Source organism: Pseudoalteromonas sp. JC28 (genome assembly GCF_013319255.1).
Lineage (GTDB): Bacteria > Pseudomonadota > Gammaproteobacteria > Enterobacterales > Alteromonadaceae > Pseudoalteromonas.
Window position 1 is genome coordinate 68,015 of record NZ_QOKX01000001.1, and the last position, 18,523, is coordinate 86,537.

The 18,523-nt window shown below is 44.2% G+C and carries 15 protein-coding genes; 3 read left to right on the plus strand and 12 right to left on the minus strand.

Annotated elements, in window-relative coordinates; all coding sequences use genetic code 11:
- Position 1: 1 nt before the first annotated feature.
- Positions 2-454: a HugZ family protein gene (locus DS891_RS00275; RefSeq protein ID WP_010604081.1), complete on the minus strand. Its 453-nt coding sequence runs from the start codon at positions 452-454 to the stop codon at positions 2-4.
- Between the two features lie 198 nt (positions 455-652).
- Between DS891_RS00275 and DS891_RS00280 the strand changes: the two genes are divergently transcribed.
- Positions 653-2,677 (plus strand): methyl-accepting chemotaxis protein, encoded by a 2,025-nt coding sequence (locus DS891_RS00280; RefSeq protein ID WP_174168496.1) that lies wholly within the window; start codon positions 653-655, stop codon positions 2,675-2,677.
- Between the two features lie 15 nt (positions 2,678-2,692).
- Here DS891_RS00280 and DS891_RS00285 read toward each other — a convergent pair whose 3' ends face one another.
- From DS891_RS00285 to DS891_RS00320, 8 genes are all read right to left on the minus strand, one after another.
- Positions 2,693-3,082 (minus strand): YbaN family protein, encoded by a 390-nt coding sequence (locus tag DS891_RS00285; protein ID WP_174168497.1) that lies wholly within the window; start codon positions 3,080-3,082, stop codon positions 2,693-2,695.
- A complete protein-coding gene (locus DS891_RS00290) occupies positions 3,079-3,669 on the minus strand; it encodes a biliverdin-producing heme oxygenase (RefSeq protein WP_174168498.1) in 591 nt (196 codons plus the stop codon). Before DS891_RS00290 ends, DS891_RS00285 begins: the two co-directional genes overlap by 4 nt.
- Before the next feature lie 67 nt (positions 3,670-3,736).
- A complete protein-coding gene (locus tag DS891_RS00295) occupies positions 3,737-6,466 on the minus strand; it encodes a TonB-dependent receptor (RefSeq protein WP_010604077.1) in 2,730 nt (909 codons plus the stop codon).
- 84 nt (positions 6,467-6,550) lie between these two features.
- Entirely contained in the window at positions 6,551-7,516 is a 966-nt protein-coding gene (locus tag DS891_RS00300; protein ID WP_174168499.1) for a FecR domain-containing protein, read from the minus strand.
- A gap of 10 nt (positions 7,517-7,526) precedes the next feature.
- Positions 7,527-7,997 carry a sigma-70 family RNA polymerase sigma factor gene (locus DS891_RS00305; RefSeq protein WP_010604075.1) on the minus strand — a complete coding sequence of 157 codons (471 nt, stop codon included), beginning with the start codon at positions 7,995-7,997 and terminating at the stop codon, positions 7,527-7,529.
- Between the two features lie 209 nt (positions 7,998-8,206).
- On the minus strand, positions 8,207-9,409 hold the full coding sequence (locus DS891_RS00310) for an iron-containing alcohol dehydrogenase (protein WP_174168500.1): 1,203 nt from the start codon (positions 9,407-9,409) through the stop codon (positions 8,207-8,209).
- Positions 9,410-9,487: 78 nt separating this feature from the next.
- A complete protein-coding gene (gene ygjK / locus DS891_RS00315) occupies positions 9,488-11,845 on the minus strand; it encodes an alpha-glucosidase (RefSeq protein ID WP_254605631.1) in 2,358 nt (785 codons plus the stop codon).
- Between the two features lie 78 nt (positions 11,846-11,923).
- A complete protein-coding gene (locus DS891_RS00320; protein ID WP_010604072.1) occupies positions 11,924-12,670 on the minus strand; it encodes an ABC transporter substrate-binding protein in 747 nt (248 codons plus the stop codon).
- A 180-nt stretch (positions 12,671-12,850) separates the two neighbouring features.
- On the opposite strand from DS891_RS00320, the gene DS891_RS00325 reads away from it, so the two are divergent.
- Both DS891_RS00325 and DS891_RS00330 read left to right on the plus strand, forming a co-directional pair.
- Entirely contained in the window at positions 12,851-13,366 is a 516-nt protein-coding gene (locus tag DS891_RS00325; RefSeq protein ID WP_010604071.1) for an acyloxyacyl hydrolase, read from the plus strand.
- Positions 13,367-13,534: 168 nt separating this feature from the next.
- Positions 13,535-14,770: an MFS transporter gene (locus DS891_RS00330; protein ID WP_174168501.1), complete on the plus strand. Its 1,236-nt coding sequence runs from the start codon at positions 13,535-13,537 to the stop codon at positions 14,768-14,770.
- 75 nt (positions 14,771-14,845) lie between these two features.
- Here DS891_RS00330 and DS891_RS00335 read toward each other — a convergent pair whose 3' ends face one another.
- From DS891_RS00335 to DS891_RS00345, 3 genes are all read right to left on the minus strand, one after another.
- Positions 14,846-15,916 carry a hypothetical protein gene (locus tag DS891_RS00335; RefSeq protein ID WP_174168502.1) on the minus strand — a complete coding sequence of 357 codons (1,071 nt, stop codon included), beginning with the start codon at positions 15,914-15,916 and terminating at the stop codon, positions 14,846-14,848.
- 75 nt (positions 15,917-15,991) lie between these two features.
- The gene (locus tag DS891_RS00340; RefSeq protein ID WP_174168503.1) at positions 15,992-17,044 is read right to left on the minus strand and encodes a hypothetical protein; all 1,053 of its coding nucleotides are present in this window, start codon (positions 17,042-17,044) and stop codon (positions 15,992-15,994) included.
- Between the two features lie 191 nt (positions 17,045-17,235).
- Entirely contained in the window at positions 17,236-18,474 is a 1,239-nt protein-coding gene (locus DS891_RS00345) for an NAD(P)/FAD-dependent oxidoreductase (RefSeq protein WP_174168504.1), read from the minus strand.
- Positions 18,475-18,523 lie beyond the last annotated feature (49 nt).

The following is an 18,523-nucleotide window of genomic DNA, read 5'->3' on the forward strand; positions in this document are numbered from 1 at the left end:
GTTAGTACCATTCCTGTTTTTCTAGCCAAAATGCACGGCCAAAACCGCCTACATATCGAACCCTCGCCACTTCAATTCGCCATAGGTGAAAGTCACCGAGCATGGCATATTGCTGAGCTTTTTCGTGCTTTATTACGAATTGTGCAATCAGGCTTTCGCTATCCGCTCTTGGTAGTTTGTGTGCATGCCCAAGAATAGTAACTCGCGCATTTTCAACGTCTTCAACCGCACCATCACCGAGCACCATAAACGAAAGTGCCGGGTGCTTGGCTAAATTCTTGGTGTGCTGGGCGATATCACTAATAAAGAAGTAAAAGTGATTATCTTCAAGAAAAACATATTGAGCGATAGAAGAAAAAGGAAAGCCCTTTTGGTTGTTAGAGAAGGTAGATAAAAATGCGCTCTTATGGTTTTGGCATAAGGCCTTTGCTTCGTTGATTGCGGTTTCTCTCATCTTGTTATGCTCTTAAATAATAAAAGACCTAACTGCAATGATCGCTAAAACTAAAAATAAAATCAAAAACTAAGTAAGCAAAACCGCAAATTTGAAGCTACATTTTTAAAAGATATGTTGGTAATTTTTAGAGTATTTACTTGGTTTTTTATCCCATTTGTAACATAGTTTGTTTACTCAAAATAGAGCAATGACATTATGCTAAGTAAACTAACAATAAAACAAAAAATTACTTTAGGCTTTAGTGCATTAGGCGTGCTGCTGTTACTTGCGTGCGTGCTTGCCTATTTAGCATTGGCGCAAATAAAGTCCGCTAATCAAAATATGGGGCAAATTACTTTGCCTATTCAGCGCAGTGCTGACGCCTTGCAACTTGAACAGCTTAAGCTCAGCAAGTTGGTTTCTCAAGCTTATACCCTCGAAAGCGAGCAAGATATCAATCGGGCTCGACAGCAATTTACCACACAGCAGCAACTGTATGTTGAGCGCCAGCGGCACTTAACGTCATTGACGCAAGCCATGCCTGAATTTGTCACACCATTAAAGCAAACTCTGGCGCTGGGTGAGCAGCTCAGTCGTGCCGCAGAACAAATGTTGCAGGCTAAGGCAGATGTTGTACAAGCGCAGCAACGGATCCAGTCGCAATATCAAGCACTTAAACAGGATAAAGAACAGGCCAGCAATGCCATGCTGGATCTTGAGTTAATCGAGACAGACAAAACACGGCAGTTGGAAGAAATGGTCGGGACTGGCGTTCGTATTGATGACATGTTGTTTACACTGGAAAACAACAGTCAGCGGATCAGCGGTTTAACGCTAGAGCAAGTAGATCAGCACCAGCAAGACATGCTGTTTTTGTTAGATAATATTGAAAATAACCTAACGTTTTTGAAGCGCCAAGCCTATGGCATGGATGCAGATGATTTGTTAAATCAGTTTAGTGAGGGCATGACTAAGCTCAGGGAAAAGCTGGGTGAGCCCGGTCATCTTTATGTCGCGGTACAAGAGAAACTGCGTCAGCAGCAGCAAGCGGCGATGTTATACAAGCAGTCAGAGCAGCATGCGTTTGCCATTTTAACCGAGCTTGAGAAAATGCAGCAAAGCGCCAATGCGGCGTTTAATCGTTCTCAAAATAATGCTGAAACCCTTATCGAGCGGGCGCAAAATACCGCCATCTTATTGGTGATTGTTTTTATTGCTTTAGGTGCGTTTATCTCGGTTTCAACCAGCCGGGCAATGCTTGGGCCGTTGGCTGCGGTGAATAAAATGCTTAAATACCTTGCTGCTGGAGACTTTTCGAAGCAAATGAGTAAGCGCAGTGATGATGAATTTGGTCAGTTAATTGATAATATCAATCAGGTGAAAGACAATCTCCGTGCTTTGCTAGAGTCAATCAATAATCAGGTTCATGAGTTAGAAGGACTATCGGAATCATCATTAAGCGAAAGTAAACAAATAGCCAATAATGCGACTGAGCAAATGCGCCGCATGGATAATGCCAATCGCTTAGCACAGAGTATTTCAGCTAGTGCTTTGGCGGTTTCCGAACGCTCGTCAGATAGCCTCGCGAGCATCCATACCGCTAACCAGCATAAAACCGAGGTCAGTAAATACACACAAGACAATAAAGAACATATTCTATCGCTCAGCACACGTATGAGTGAAGCGGTAGAGAGTATGACTAAATTGACCACACATAGTGAGAATATCGGCAGTATCTTGGATACCATTGTTTCTATCGCTGAGCAAACCAATCTGTTGGCGCTAAACGCAGCAATAGAGGCGGCTCGAGCTGGTGAGCAGGGAAGAGGGTTTGCGGTGGTCGCCGATGAGGTTAGAACGCTTGCATCAAGGACGCAAGAGTCGACTAATGAAATTAACCAAATGATCGCAGCACTGAGACAGGATACACATAGCGCCTCTGAGGCCATTAATTCCGGCCAACGTGATGTTGCTTCATGTGTTAAACAAAGTGAGGCGCTTGCCAGTGCCATGGATGAAATTGCCAACGCTATTTTACAGGTTACGCAGTTGAGTGAAGAAGTCAGCCAAGCCGCTGATAACCAAGCGACGGATTGTCAGCAAATTGAGCAGGTGATGCTCGATGCACAAAGTACCGCAAATGAGAATGCTCAGGCGATGCAAAGCTTGGCTAAAGGCAGCGAGTCACTCAGTAGCTTCTCGCATCGTCTAGCAACGCTGGTTGAGCGTTTTAAATTATAAAAATGTAAACTGGTATTACACACGCTTTGATGGTCTGGAATAAATATAAGACATTACTGCGATCTTTATACTGCCAACTACACAGGCCAACCAGGCCGCTGGTGAGAGCAAAATAAGTAACGCATAGCTTGCTGTCATGCCCACTGTTGCCATGACTTTGGCCTTGAGCGGAATAACCTTGTATTGCTTCCATTGCGTTAATGAAGCGCCAAACCTTGGGTGATTTAGCAGCCACAAGGCAAACCTAGGAGAGGCTTTTGAAAAGCACGCCAAAGCCAGAATAAAAAACACAGTGGTTGGCATGACGGGCAAAACAATACCAATAACACCGAGGGCTACAAATAGATATCCGCATAGCAGTAGGGCTATTTTTTTATAGTTGGCTAAGGCGGCTTTAAACATCATGAATAAACGTGTGCCTGGAATGCTTGGAAACGGGTGAATGCCTGACGAGCACCTTCAATTAGCGCCTGTTCTTGCTGTTCGCTCAATTCAATTGCGTCTATGATTTGCACAAGCTCTCGCCAAGCGCTGCCGCGACCAGCTCCTGGGCCTGCTAAATATCGAGCGCCGTGCTGCGCATCAAAATTGAGCTTGGCCCCAACTTGTTTACCCAGCATGGCTGCACCGACCTTTGAGCCCTCAACCACATATAGCCAGCCGAGCGCTCTGGCGACGTCGGTCTTATTGGTTACTTCTGGCATTAAGTAGGGAGTAGGGATGGTGGTTTCAAGGTCGATAAAGTCTTGCTCAAGCAAGCCTAAGCGGCGGCGCGCGGCCAAATCAGGAATAAGCGCTAACAACTCTGGGTGTTCATAAAGGGCGCTCACATCTTTTAAAAAATAAAACTGTAGTCGTAAGAAATCGAGATAGCTTTGTGTATTGGCGAATGGGTCTTGCGCCATAATGGATTTGTCTACATTGTCGTGGGTATCTGCAGTTGCATGTTTTAAGTTTTGCGCTCGAGAAAGTGCAGAGGTAACGGTAGTCATTGATGCTCCAAGGTGATGTAAAAATATAGCGCTGTCTTTAAGCAAAAGTACAGCGCCTAAGTGTTGATTAAAGTTTGAGTTCTAAGCCAATCGAAATGGTTTGGCCAGGTTCTGGCATCGCGACGATTGAGCCGCTTGAAACTTTATACTGATCGGTCAAGTTGGTGATCGCTAGGTTGCCTTTGATGCTGTCGCTAAAGATATAATCAAGGTAAAAGTCGAGCTGATAGCCTGCTGGAATATACTCAAGCGCAGTTACTCCTGTCCCTGCCAAAAAGCCGCCCGGGTGATGTTTCTCAGCGTGTTTTTTGTAAGTAAAACCCGTATCAATTGTGTCGTTAAAGAGTGTCATACCAAGCGTTGCGATATAGCTTTTTTCAGGGGGCACACGAAGTGGTGTTAAACTCCCTGCAAAGCCGGTCGTATTACAAGTATCGACACCTGCAGCCTCGGCCATTAAGCGTGAGCACATTTTGACGTCGGTGTACTTTGTGTAAGATAACCTGCTGTAAAATAAGTCGCTTTGGTAATGAAGGCCAAATTCCGTGCCGGGAAGTTCAAACTTATCATAGTTGGTAAAGGTGAACTTTTGATCCCATGAAGGTGCGTCGGGTTTAGGCAAGAAGCCTGTTGCCAACATACTTTCAATATTTGTGTAGAAGTACTCCGCCGAGATAATTAGCTTATCCCCGTGGCTGAGTAAGTTGCTAAAGTCACTCTCAAAGCCAATATCATACGATTTCGTTTTTTCAGGGGTGATCGGGTAGTCACTAGAGTAGGAAAACACCTCATTAGAAACTGTTGTTTCGTACAGGTTTGGCATTCGATATGCGTTGCTATATTTGGCTTTAATAACTGTATTATCAAGCAGTTGATAATTTGCTTGTACAGTCACATCCGCTTTGGCATCAAATGTAAGTTTTTCGCCTGTTTGATAGTCCTCGTTGACCGAGTCATGAAGGTTTACGTTCAGTGCAAACTCTACAGGCGCAAGATCGATATTGGCATTGGCGAATAATGCACGTTTTGTTTGTTTGCCATGTCGTGAAGTGGCTTTTAAATTGAAGTCAGCAGGGTACCAGTCTCGATTAAAATTGTCTTTCCAGTCTTTATGAGGGCTTAATTTCTCAACCTGCCAAGATAGACCATAAGTCAAAGTAATCGGTGTACTTGCCAACGATAATGCAGAGGTATTGAATGCACTTATCCCATGACGCTTATTATTATAACGGTGAAAATATTGCCCCGCATTTGCTCCCAGGTTACTGCCAAGTGCATTATATTGCTGTAACCTTGCGCTGGTACGCCAAACGTTAACACTGAGGTCGACTAATGAGTTATTACTCGGTAAAAAACGGTATAACGCACTGGCACTGTTTACCAGAGCAGAGCCTGGAGCCCACTGCGGCATGGTTTCTACGCCTTCTGGAATTTCTTCGGACATCCATTGTTCTTGGCCATTTTCATCGATCACCTTCCAAAACTTGGTGTCACCGGCTCGTTGTTTGTACCAGTAGGTGGCCAGCATTTCTCCCGCTTCTTGCTTATGGTAGCGTGTATTCACCTCTAATGATTGTTCGTCCGTAAACGCATAAGTTAGTTTGGCAAGATATGAGTCGCTTTCAAAGCTTGTATTGACGACTTCGCCATTTTGGTTAACTGGAGGTGGGATCTGGTCGACTACTGTTACTTCGTCATATTGCCCCTCATGATCAGTTGAAGGCACCCAACGTACATACTCCACGGTTTCAACAAAGTCGTCAAAGCTATTTTTACCAGCAAAGTAGTTACCAACCTTTTTCTTACTATAAGCGAGTACTGCTTGTAAGTTATCCTGTTGATAAGCGGTTGCTAGCGTAAACCCGCCGCCTGCAAAGTCGAGTGTGTCATTGTGGTTGCTGATTTCATAATAACTTTGCAGGCCAAAGCTCTCTGGTACTTCAGGTGTTTTATTGTTGTTATGCGTATTTACCTTAACTAAAGCGCCAAAATGCTTACCGTCTTGGAGAATATCTTGTGTGCCCAATGTTCGGATATTGACTGTTCCGCCGATTGCACCTGAGCCGAAAGGTGATGCTTTGGCCGATGCGCCTTTTTCGACATTAACCGAGCTTATCAAGTTTGAATCGATATAGGTTCTGTCAGACGAGCCCATATAGCCGCGGTTTGTGTGCGTTGATTGCAAACTACCGTCGATGAAAATCGGCACTCGACCTTCGCCTTGCACGCCGCGAATACCAATATCAAGTGCGCCAGCTTCGTTTCGAATATTGTTTGCCTCTATACCAGAAAACGTTGAGAAAATATCCGAGTTAGATAAACCCTTGGTTCGAGCAATCTGTTCACGATTAAGATTGAGTTTATCGCCTTTGACCGTGATAACTTCAATATTATCTTGCGGATTTGGTGTTTGGCTGTGCTTTGCCTTTTCCTGAGTATTATTGGTTTTGCTTTTTACAGGCGCTGACCCGTTAATCGCCGCTTTAATAACGATGTTGTTGTCGATAATGCTCGCTGTTAGCTGGCTACCTTTTAGTGTGCGTTCTAGTGCCTCGGTTAAACTTACCTCTCCTTTAAGTGCTGGGGCTTGCAGGCCATTTAATAGTTTCGCATCGGCAATTAGATTCATACTCGCAGCTTCAGCTACCTGCGTTAAGGTATGGCTAATAGGTTGCTGCGTAAGATTAAATTGATATAAAGCAACATGACTCTGCGCGGTTGCAGGCAGGCTCAGGCTAAGCCCGAGTGCAAATGCTAAGGGAGTGAGTCTTGTGTTTAAAACAGAGCGAGTTCTCATTGTTATGCGTCCAAATAAATTACCTAAGATGAAAACGAATGAGAATGAGAACTCCTCAATAAAAATTTGAATATTTTTATCTCATCATCGAGAATTAACTATAACTATATGATTGTTATACTCTTTAACTTCTACAGGGAGAACATGTGGAAGTAAGTTTAAAAAGCTTTCGAGCTCTGATGCTACAAAAGTACCCGAAATAACCAATTGCTCAGTTGATTGAGCGCTTAAGGTGTAACTTATCGCATGATGTCGTTTAAATTCCTCAAGTGCTTCGTTAAGTGGTGTATTGTCGAACACGAGTCGTCCTTGCTTAAACGCATCAACGAGATTGAGGTTTGGATCAAACTCAGCCTTGACAATGCCGTCACTGTCCACGACCGCCATTTGACCTTTTGTCAGCGTTATTTGCTGATTTTGGCTTTGCACGTTTACACGGCCATGATCCACCACAATGCGAACGCTATTGGGTTTTTTATCAACAGAAAAGCGGGTACCTAATACGGTAATTTTTGTGTTACCGGCGCTGATAACAAATGGACGGCTTTTGTCACTGGCAACGTCAAACAATACGCGTCCACTGAGTAGTTTATTACTACGCCGATTGCCATCAAAATCAATAGCGAGGGAAGTTTTGGCATCTAAGGTCAGTCGAGATTGGTCGGGCAGTGAGATATTGCGTAATTCGCCTCGTGCTGACTGATAGCTGGCGTGAAAGGTGTCTTTGTTTACTTGAAAGAACCACGTTTGATAGCCAAAGAAACTCAACGCAAAAAGTGCAAAGCATGCAGCAATGGCGAAGTACCGCTGAGTTGTCTTTGATTTAAGCTTCGAGTGTGTAAGTGGATTCTCTAATTGTGCAATGTCTTGATCTGAAAATTGCGATAACAGTCGCTCAATCTGTTTACTTTCTTGATAGGCTGTTTGGTGCGCACGGTTCTCACCAAGCCAACGATTGAGCGCTTGCTGCTGCGTTTTACTGAGCCCTTGCCTTTCGAGTTCCAGCCAGTGGTTTACTTGCTGCTGTATTGATACATTATGACGGTCCATTGCGATTCTCTTATTGTTTTTGTAATGCGTTACGGCAAGCGAGCATGGCAGTTGCCAAGTGTTTTTCGACCATGCTGACAGATATCCCCATTTGCTCTGCTATTTGTGGCTGGCTTAAGTTTTTAAATTTATAGAGCACAAATGCTTGCTTAGTTTTTAGGGGTAAGGAGTCGATACTTCGATTAAGTAATGCCAGTTGTTGTTGACTTGCAAGCTTAGCCTCAGGCTCATAATAACTTGGCGCGACTAATTCGAAGTCGTCGGGCTCAGCAACGGTTTGATTTTTGCGATACTGATCAATCACAATGTTTTTTGCGGCTTTAAAAAACAGCGCGCGCTCTTGCGTGTTATCCTGCTTTGGATTGCTGCTTTTATAACTTAGTATTCGGGTATACGCCTCTTGGACTATATTTTGAGCCTTATCTTTGCACCCCACTGAACGAGCGATATAACTTAATACTTCTGAGTAATAACGTTCCAAAATACACCAGTTTGCTTTTCAAAAGTCGCGCATACTAGCATTAAAAATCGTTATTGAGAATTGTTTTTGTTTGCGTTTGTTGGCTTTTAACTGTTCGTTAATAGGCTTTATGTTTTTAGTGCTTTTACTTGATGTTTTTTTTGTAAGATTTTGAAAAGTTTGTATTTATTTTAAATTTCTTTGAGTCAAAACACTAAACAAAGTGCTTATTAAGGCGTAGGAGCGATACCTTTTATAATGCGTTGGCAGGCGCTGGGATCCATAAAATGGGGCACCGGATAATCTGGATGTGCTTCTTTTAGCGCCAGCTCTGCGAGTAGCGCGGCATCATCAGGAAGTACTTCGGCGAGCGTGGTTTGAATCTGTAAATCAAGCAATAAGCGCTTGATGTGCTCCAACAGGTCGTCCGCTTGGCGTTCGACGGGATAGTCTAACGAGGTTAATCCACAGTATCTGGCGATGAGCGCGAGTTGCTGGTTAATGCGCTCGCCATACCAGGTTAGCACGGGCATGAGTAACACCGCATTGGCAAGCCCGTGTGGCGTACCATATTGAGCGCTCAATTGGTGTGAAATTGCATGTACGTAGCCGACAGAAGTTCTGGTAAAAGCTTGTCCTGCGTAATGGGAAGCGAGTAGTAGTTGCGCCCTTGCTTCTAGATTTTGTGGGTCTTGTTGTGCTTTGGGTAAATATTCAAAGATGGCTCTACAGGCCTCAAGAGCACGGCCGCGGCTAAACTTAAGACAGTTAATGCTCAGTAGTGCCTCAATGGCGTGGGTTAGTGCATCAATTGCCGTAGTCGCGGTGATATGTGCAGGCATACTTGTGGTTAATTCCGGTAATAATACGGCATGGTGCGGCACTAAACAAAAATCAGTCGCGGCATATTTGGCGTGATTGCTAGGATCGTTAACAACGGCGGCAACGGTGGTCTCCGAGCCGGTTCCTGCGGTTGTTGGGATCGCGATATTCGGCGGTAGGCGTTTTAAGACTTTAAACAACCCTTTGAGTTTAGTCACCGGTTTGTTCGGCTTGACAGCTCGAGCACCGATCAGCTTGCCCGTGTCGAGTACCGAGCCACCGCCAAGCGCGATAATTGCTTTACACTGATGCTGTTGGTAGACCTTTAGACCATCTTCAACGTTTGTTATGGTTGGGTTGGGTAAAACATCTGCGTAATAATGCGTGACTAACTCTGACTCACGTAGTGTGTTTTCCACAACCTGATGCAAGTTGAGCTTGAGCAGCACTTGGTCGGTCACGACTAAGACGTTATCTCCATTTTTTAACCCCAGCGCCTTAATGGCGTCTAACAGCCCCGTTTTTCCCTGATGTAATTTGGGATTCGGGATCCCGATAAAAATAACAATGCACTTTAGGGCAAAATGGTAAATACGGTAAAACCAACTCATTGCGATCCGTCTAATTTTGTTTTTGTATCATTTAAAAAATGTAGACGGTTCATCACTGAATTGCTAGCAAATTTTCGGCTAGTTTGTAGTGATTTGCTGTGAAACTGGCTTTTCTTCTTTAATTGGTGCTTTGGGCTTGTCCATCTCAAATGCTTCTATCATCAGCAAAATATGGGCCGCGCTCCATGAAAAGTTCGGTGCACCTTGCTGCTCGCCGGTGAGTGGATTGTAGTTTTCGCGAATAGGCGCGTTTTGCAGCAGACCATCCGCATTTTGCATAAATCGATCAAGCAAAGTGTTCGCTTCAGTTCCATAACCATAATAACTTAGTCCCATCAAGCCAAAATACAATTGGTCAAGCCAGACACGACCACGCCAATAGATGTTTGCGCCAAATGCAGGGTTGGTCTGGGATGCAGAGCCTAGAGGAATATAGGTGTTGAATTCACTGGGGCTGAGCATTACTTCAGAGACGCGTTTAGCATGATACGCTGTTGCGACCTGATTAAAGAGCGGAGCCCAACCTTCCGGACCACGACCACGTTCAATGATAGGTTTCCCTGCACAGCCATTTTCAAGCGGTGATGGGGCAATACGAATATCGTAGTAGTATCCGCTGTTATCGTCGAACATGCAGCGGTTAATATAATCGGCGATCTGCTTTGCTTGTGCTGAAAAGGCTTTGGCTTCCTGTGGCTTAGCCAAGATATTGGCGATGGTACTCAAGTTTTTGGTGTCAGAATAAAAATAACTGGCCCCATCAACCGACTCTTGCATCAAAGAGTAGCCTAGCAGATGGCCTTGGGCGTCCATATTGCTAGCAAATTCGACTTGCCAGTCTTTAGCATCGCCACCTTGTTTCACATAGATCTCAAGCTGCTGTGGTGAGATAAAACCAAAGTTAGCAGCATCGTCTCTTCCAGATTCCCATGACGCTGCGGTCTGTGCGGGAATACTTATCTGTTTACCCTGTGCCTGCGCATCGCGATAGGCTTTTAGCCCAAAATGGGCATGCTTTTGCTTTCCTTCATGTAGATAAAATAACAACTCACCCGCTTGATTATTATGGTGTTTATCTATGGTTGCACCAAATTCTGGAATACCATTTTGGTTGTGATCACGGTTGCGTAGCCACCAATCACGATAGGCGACAAGTTTAGGGTAAATTTGTGCAAGCCAAGCTTTGTCTTTGCTGGCATGGTAGGTATTCAACACCGCCCAAGCGGCCAGCGAGGGTTTTGAATTCCGTTCGCTCCAATTACCGCCATCGCCACCACGTTCTGGTGGCTGGTTATAACCAATTAAATCGGGTAATAAGCCTTTATCTTGGGGTCGCACAGGATCGTTAGCTGCTATTTGATAGGAAAATACGGCATCAATGTTGGCCTTGGCTAAATCTGGTGCAAATAGTCTCAGCGCTGACGCTTGTTTCCAACTGTCCCAAGGCCAAGTTAAATTGCCGGAAAACCAGCGAGCAGTGACCGAAGGCGATACGGTATCAAACGCGATTGCCCCTGCAGGAGATCGCCAGTTACCAATGAGGGTTTCAACGGCTTTTATCGCCAATGTTTGTTTATCTCGTGGTAAGGTTTGATAGCGTGCTAAATAGCCCATCCAGCGAGCTTTAGAGCGTTGCCAATACGTAGCTGGGGATGAGAGAATTTCGGCAACGGCCTTTGCTGTTTGTATGCGTTCCTGTTGATTGTGGACATAACTTATGGCGGTATAAAACTGCAGATCACCAGAGATTTGTGTCTCGCTATAATAACGGTCATTTTCCACCACATTTTTGAAAGGGATTGTGCGGGTGATTGAGTACTCGTTGCTACCAGAGGTCAGAAGCGCCCACGGATCGCGAACACGACCAAAAGTGGTACTGATCCCACTTTCGCTGGCAACCATGGTTGGAGCGAGCTTAGGGTATTGTTGGTCCAGTGCTTGTTGTTGACTAAGTTGGTGGAGTAATTTGCCGTCCAATTTTAAAGTAAGTCGTTGCTTAGTATGAATAGTGGTTTGAATAAGAGAAGTGCGCTCGCTAACAAAGCGTAAGCGGATCGTCACCGTCGCGAGCTCATGTCTGAGCGTTTGTACCAGCTCTCCTGGTAGGCTGTACTGCGCTGCATCAAATTGCAATTTGATATCACCGTGAAAAACCTGTAGACGCTCAATACGTTCAAATAAATAGGTTAAATACTCTTCGGTGATAATCGCGTTACCCGTGAAACCACCAAATTCCGCCGCGCTATCAGGAAGTAAGTGACCATGCCATGCGCCGTTGTCAAAAAGTGGCGAATAAGGACTATGGCCAAACTTGTCTGCGGGCTTCATCACCTGAGGGTGGCCAAAGCGTGAAACCGCGTTGATGATCTTTGGGCTTGCGTGTGTTTCGCATGCTACAAAGAGCACGAGTAATAACATTCCTGTGAGTACTTTCATTTGTTGTTTTTTGAATAAAGTATACAATTTTGAAAATGCTATCACAGCGACGTACAAAGTTCAGTAGCAAACGATGAATTACTCGTCAATGGGGCAGCCGACATCAACCTTTTTGCGTTGCATCTGCACTCGTTCAGCGGCGGCGCGCAGCCGATTTATATACTCTGGAGGAGCGCTCGGGTTGGCGGTTAAATAGAGGGTTTTACTTAACTCAGGGACTTCTAGCACTTTGTCCCATTGCTCCACTAAACCCATTCTAGCAGCCATTCTATCTACAAAATTTTCGGCACCAAAAATAAAGTCTATTCTGCCTCTTTCAAGCAGCTCACCTGCACGACTAAAACTGGTTACTGATAGCATATTCTTATCGGCGACAAAGCCTTGTGCTTTTAAATAGTTTTCGGAGAGTTGATCAGCCGCAACAGCGACAACATGTTGTTTGATTTTCCATATTTCCCACACCTGCTGATCGGCAATATCAGCACGCTTATAAAAGGCGACCTTTAGCTCACAAAGTGGCGCAATCCAGATATGGTTTTCTTCACGTTGCTCCGTTCTGGCGATCGAGTAGAGCAATGAATAAGGGGATTTTTTGGAGAAGGCTTTTGCGCGAGTCCAAGGCAACATATAAATTTGATAGCTTAGCTCTGCTTCCCACATAATGAGGCGTACGATATCAGTGGCAAGCCCAGTAATGGTGCCGTTCTTTTGCTCTATCTGGTACGGAGGAAAATGCTCGGTATAGATATCAACTTTTGTTGGTGCTGCGGCTAAGGCACTGAATACACTAAATATCCCTATAACGCTCCCAATTATATACTGCATACCACATTCTCAAGATCGTTTTTAATAGTATAACTCATAATTTGTTATTGGTTTTGGTTAAATTAATGTACCCATTAAAATTCCATGTTGGTGCTTAAATGGCAATTATTATATGGTCTTTTGGTGTCTTTTAAGAATTAAATAACGGCGTAAAATTGCTCTCGTTGTAGAGGAGTCGTTATGCGCTTAGTTTTATTCTTGCTTATGTTGTTTGTGTCTACTTACTCACATGCTAGTGAAGTTGCAGTTGATTATGTGATGGGAGAAGGGGATGTAAAAGGACTGCGGCTTGGGTATCGTCCCTTGCATTATAGTTTAGCGGATTATGGTTTTGGAGAAGGTGCCTATGTTTATTTTGAGCTGAGCACCAACTATTGGGAATACGGCAAACCAAAACGCTCAGACACGACGTTTGCCATTGCATTGTCACCAGTGCTTAGTGTTCCACTGACCGAGTTTGCTGGAAAGCCGGTAAATTTTGAGTTTGGAATTGGCATGACCTACGTCAGTGATACTCGATTTGCGGGTAAAGACATTGGTGTTCACTATCAGTTTGAAGACCGCATTGGACTTAGTGTTAATTTGAACCCCAGTACTAAAGTAGGGATCCGATATCTGCATTATTCTAATGCTGGTTTGAGCGACCACAACCCCGGTCTTGACTTTTTTAATGTGTTCTACGTTAAGCGGTTTTAATGCTTAATTTTATTGAGTTAGTTTATCTCCCTTTGTGATTTCAAGGATGAAATTTTTTCTTCATAAAATTCCAGTATCCAAGATAATAGAATGCAGTTAAATGCTTGACCTAAACTAAGGTTTAGGAATTAGGGTTCTGCGTAAATCAATAATAATCAAGGAACATCAATGGAGAATAGCTCTGCAATTGAGCGGTTAAAGCGCTTTACACCTTTAGTTTGGGTAATGCTTGTTGGTAACTTTTTCGTTCGCGCTAGTTACTACATGGTATGGCCTTTTTTGGCTGTTATTCTTTACGAAAATTATGGACTGAGTGCAACAGAGGTCGGTTTATTGCTGACGGTGTCAGCGACTTTCGCCGTATTTTTGGGGTTTTATACGGGGAATCTCGCTGATCGCTTTGGTCGCACCAAAATGCTCTACGCGGCAGTGTTTGTTGGTGTGATTTCTTTTTCACTGTTGGCTGTGGCTGAGTCGTTGTGGTTGTTTGCAACCTCAGTGTTTTTAGCTTGTCTACCTAGGACGCTTTGGGATGCGCCTAGTAAAGCGTTACTTACTGAAGAACTTGCCGACGCAAAAGACAGAGAGCTTGCACTGCATTTACTCTATTTTCTCGTGAATGTGGGAGCGGCTTTAGGACCATTGTACGGGCTATGGGCGGGGCTTAATGGTGAGCAGTTTAGCTTTATCTATACTGGCATTTCGTATATTGGTTTGTTGCTCGCGCTGCTTTACTTTAGACCTAAACTGAGTGAAGCGCAGACTTTCGCTTTGCAGTCTGCCGCTCAGTCTGTGCCGAAGTTTGCAAAATGGCTGGGGATCTTACGAAAAGATAAAGTTTTTTTAATTGTGCTCATCGCTACAACTTTAGTGTATTTGGTTTATGCGCAATGTGACTCTAGCTTAGTGCAGTATTTGACGCGTGCAGAGGTCCCCGATCTAGCTTGGCTAATTTCTAGCTTAATCATCGCAAATTCTAGTGTGATCATCGTTTGTCAGTTTCCATTACTACATCTGATGCGTAATTGGCGCATTGAAAATAGGCTTTATGCGGGTGGCGTGATATTGATTATTTCACAAGTCATGATGGCCTTGAATGATGTACACAATATTTGGGGATGGATTGTAGCCATGATGGTGTTGAGTCTGAGCGAAGCAATTATGTTTACTAACATCAATGTCTATATTGACAGGTTGGCACCAGATAACCTGAAAGCTAGCTATTTTGGTGCTGCTGGCTTGTGTTCATTAGGGTATGCATTAGCGCCCATTTTAGGCGGACTTATTTTAGATTTTTACTCCGGTATGATGCTGTTTATCATCATGACCTTAGTATCTATCACCGCACTTGGTTTTTATCGCATTGCTGAGCTGAAGCCCAAGACGACGGCTGAAGCGATATAGCTTAGCTAACTCGGTGACCTAAAAAGGGTCACCGTTTGTTTTTATGCTAATTATCCGAATCAAAGGTTAGTTACTTTACTTACCTGCCATTTTTTGCAAGTAACCCAGACGTTGACGCTCGGCAGCCGAGGGCTTATATGGGCGCTTCTCCAGTGCGTCAAAGTAGAAATCAGTGATGTGGTATTCGGTTATTTTGCTATCACCAAACTGCGCAAGCTCTCCCGGCATTGGCGACATTCTCTCAATCACAAATGTCTTTAACGTGAACTGGGATGGGCCGGATTTAGCTGAAAAAGGAGCAAGCACCGACTGATGTGCTTTTAAGTTGAATACCTGTTTCCCTTCGCTTAACTTTTGCTTTTCAACCAAATGACTGATTGGTGTGCCATCGGGAGTAAATAGGTTTGCACGGATACGATAAGTACCACTTTGCTTTACTTTAAGTTGCAATGGAATTATCAAGTCAGCTTGCTCGGGGTAAGGTTCAGCAATGGCGAGCAGTGTGGCGCTGGGTTGGTAATAGCGGATACTTGCTGTTAATGCAACGGCCTTAGCCGAGTTTGGTTTAGCACGCACAACAACATTCAGCTCTTGAGGCCATGTCGTCTCGCCATCGACTGCGCCAAGCCAAATACCATTAGACTCTATGAGGCGGGTGGTAGATAAGGTTTGCTGCGATGTAGGGTCAAGTATCATTGCGGTTGCATTAGAAAATTGACTACCAGATAAACTTATCTCGATAGTAGCGGGGTGTACAAAGCGATATTGATTCAGCGACAAAGACACTTGTTCGTTGTTTTCTTCAATTGGCATTTCGATGGCATAGAAATGATTTGGATTGAGCCTATCAAAATCACCTTTGCCAAGGGGCTGTGAATAAGGCGGTAGAGAAATAGTATATTCATAGTGTGCCGCAGCTGATTGCGCAGCTTGTGCCAGTGGTAGCGATTCGATGAGTGATTGTTTTTGTGTTATCGCAGTTTTAGGTGTGACTGGTGGTGTTGTTGGTGGTGTCAAAATAGGTGTGGTGACTTGTGGTGTTGCTGCTAACTCAGTTGAGGGCAGAGCTTCGCGCTGCAAGGCAAAATATCCTGCAGTGATACAGATCACAATAAGAATGGCGCTAATCAACAAAAACTTTTTCATAGCAATACTCGGTTAATATAAGGAACTGCATAGAGCAGTTCCTTGGGTATAGAAATTAGCAAAATAACCGTTAAGTTACAGTGAGTTTAGTATTAACTGTGAAAAACTTTGTGAGTTAGACTCGCTAACATAACGGTAAGTTTTTTTCCAAAACCAGCTACCCGTTGTTTCTTCATAGGTGTTGTAGCTAATCGTTTTATAACCCGCGTTAAACTGAGTACGAGCCGCTGTTACTTTGCCTTGGTATCCAGCATCTGGCAGATTACCGTGGCTATATTCCGCGCTCATTAGTAGTGGATAGTGATATGGCATAAAGCTAGTTACTGCATCGTCTTGGGAGGCTAACTGACCGTTGATAGCAACGCTTGTACTACAACTACCAAAGTCACCTTTTGCTGATGCACCACAAGAAGAGTGCGTTGATACAACACCATCGTCGTTACCTGGTAAGAAGCCTGAAGTTAGGCCGTAATAGTCGCTTGCATCAGCAACAAAGCGTAGGCGAGGCGCATTGTCACTCGGATACTGAGCAACTTGTCGCGCATTATTTACTTTTAAATCCCACATGATACCAAACTCTTCAGGCATGCTGCCCAGCCATGCCTCAACTGCTTGGCGAGTTAGTTCACCTACTACACCACCAGAAGTCGCAGCGTTGATAGCTGTGTCTGCGAGTTCGCTTCCGCCACCCGCGCCTGCAAGGTCAAAAGTAGCAACGATATTAAGTGGTTGAAGGCCCGCATTTTCAAGCCAAGTTGCTTGGTTATCTAAGATATAGCGCGCGACTAAATCACCCGTTGAGTGGGTAACAAAGACACAGCCAGGATTACAAGTGCCATTTTCTGCAAATGCTTTTAGCTTTGGCCAAATATAATCTGTTGCGATTTTGCCTTGCAAACGCTCATAAGAAGGCCAATCAATACGCTCATCAGCGTGGTTTATCCAAAAAGATGACCAGTATTCTTCACCTTCAAGTTCGACATTGGTGCTGTTAGGGCGGTTAAGTTGGTCCGCTTGAAAGCCATGAATTAGAATTGTTTTATATTCTGAGGCCTGTGCGGGAGTTGCAAGTGCAGTGCCTGCTAATAACGCTGAAAGTGCAGCAGTGTATACAAAGTTAGTTTTCATTGTCTAAGTCCTTTAAAGCGCCAAGTGCCACATCTATGGTCGGCCTACAACAAAATTCCCCACTTTGTTTAATCGCAAATAAGGGAAACTATAGGCATCGCACAACTACTTTCACTACTACTGAAACGCATCTTTGTTAGTATATTATGTGGCGTGAGAAGCTATTCCCACGCCGGTCTCAAAAGCTAAAATCACGCCATTTCAGGGTTATTATGGAGATCAGATAGCAAGTTCAAAGTTTTCTCGCTGCGGTTCACAAATGGGTTAGTCTCATCCCATACATAACCCGCAAGCACAGAAGTGATTTGGCTCTTAATTTTTTCAGGCTTGTTGTTTGAGAAAAATAAACGGCGCAAGCGCCCGTCGTACCAGCCTTCAATATAGGTGCGCATGACAGCAATCCCTTTAAGCATATGCGCTTCATATTCTTGCTGCCAATTTGCTTCTTCGCCATTTAACTGCGCAACAATGAGATCAGCAGCGCGTGCGCCTGACTCAATGGCAAACATAACACCGGCTGAAAATACGGGGTCAATAAATTCGCTGGCGTTACCGGTTAGGACAAAGTTTTTACCAAACAGTTGTTTGATACCTTTAGAGTAGCCTTTGATCTCCTTTGGTTCCATACACAGCGCCATTCCCTCCAACATTGCTGATGCATGTTGATCGCGAGCAAGGTAGGTTAAAAAGCGCGCTTTAGCATCGCCTTCTGCACTCTCCAAATACTCAGGGTTACCAACAAAGCCGACTGAAACACGACCGTCAGAGAAAGGTATTAGCCAAACCCATACATCCTCTTCGTGAACCAGAATCGTTACTTTATTGTTTTCAGCCCCAGTTTCTATGCCATCAGCTGGTTTAAATTGCGCGAACAAAGTTGCCCGAGTCGGTGCTGACGAAGGTTCATTTAAGTCAAGTAGATTTGCTAGTACTCGGCCATAGCCGCTTGAGTCAACAACAAATTTGGCTTGGATCTCCTGCTCGTCGCCAGCCTCATTGACTACCTTAATGATAGGTTCTTCTAGATCCATATTGGCATCGACTACGGAAGTGCCAAATTCGATGGGGGCACCCATTTTTTGCACTTCTTCAGCCAGTACATTGTCAAAGTCATCTCTTGGAACTTGCCATGTCCATGTCCAGCCGTCGGTGTAATTTTTAGAGAAATCGAAAAACTCTTGGAAGTCATCTTGTTTAAAATTAGCACCGATTTTCTTTTGGTAATTGCGTGCGACTAACGCATCCATAAATCCAGCATCTTCTAAATGCTGCATACTTTGTGGTAGAAGACTTTCACCGATAACATAGCGTGGAAAGTGGCTACGTTCAACGATCTTCACGGTTAACCCTGCTTGAATTAGCTTTGCAGCGGTCATTGTCCCAGCAGGTCCAGCGCCGATAATAAGTACATCTACATTTTCCTTAGCCATTTTGTAATTCCTTAATCATATATTGTGAGAAAATGTGGCAATTAATTAA

Coding starts and splice junctions, on each gene's coding strand:
- DS891_RS00330 (WP_174168501.1), top strand. CDS start 13,535: ATGGAGAATAGCTCTGCAATTGAGCGGTTAAAGCGCTTTACACCTTTA.
- DS891_RS00285 (WP_174168497.1), bottom strand. CDS start 3,082: ATGATGTTTAAAGCCGCCTTAGCCAACTATAAAAAAATAGCCCTACTG.
- DS891_RS00340 (WP_174168503.1), bottom strand. CDS start 17,044: ATGAAAACTAACTTTGTATACACTGCTGCACTTTCAGCGTTATTAGCA.
- DS891_RS00310 (WP_174168500.1), bottom strand. CDS start 9,409: ATGAGTTGGTTTTACCGTATTTACCATTTTGCCCTAAAGTGCATTGTT.
- DS891_RS00300 (WP_174168499.1), bottom strand. CDS start 7,516: ATGGACCGTCATAATGTATCAATACAGCAGCAAGTAAACCACTGGCTG.
- DS891_RS00335 (WP_174168502.1), bottom strand. CDS start 15,916: ATGAAAAAGTTTTTGTTGATTAGCGCCATTCTTATTGTGATCTGTATC.
- DS891_RS00345 (WP_174168504.1), bottom strand. CDS start 18,474: ATGGCTAAGGAAAATGTAGATGTACTTATTATCGGCGCTGGACCTGCT.
- DS891_RS00290 (WP_174168498.1), bottom strand. CDS start 3,669: ATGACTACCGTTACCTCTGCACTTTCTCGAGCGCAAAACTTAAAACAT.
- DS891_RS00320 (WP_010604072.1), bottom strand. CDS start 12,670: ATGCAGTATATAATTGGGAGCGTTATAGGGATATTTAGTGTATTCAGT.
- DS891_RS00295 (WP_010604077.1), bottom strand. CDS start 6,466: ATGAGAACTCGCTCTGTTTTAAACACAAGACTCACTCCCTTAGCATTT.
- DS891_RS00325 (WP_010604071.1), top strand. CDS start 12,851: ATGCGCTTAGTTTTATTCTTGCTTATGTTGTTTGTGTCTACTTACTCA.
- DS891_RS00275 (WP_010604081.1), bottom strand. CDS start 454: ATGAGAGAAACCGCAATCAACGAAGCAAAGGCCTTATGCCAAAACCAT.
- DS891_RS00280 (WP_174168496.1), top strand. CDS start 653: ATGCTAAGTAAACTAACAATAAAACAAAAAATTACTTTAGGCTTTAGT.
- ygjK (WP_254605631.1), bottom strand. CDS start 11,845: ATGAAAGTACTCACAGGAATGTTATTACTCGTGCTCTTTGTAGCATGC.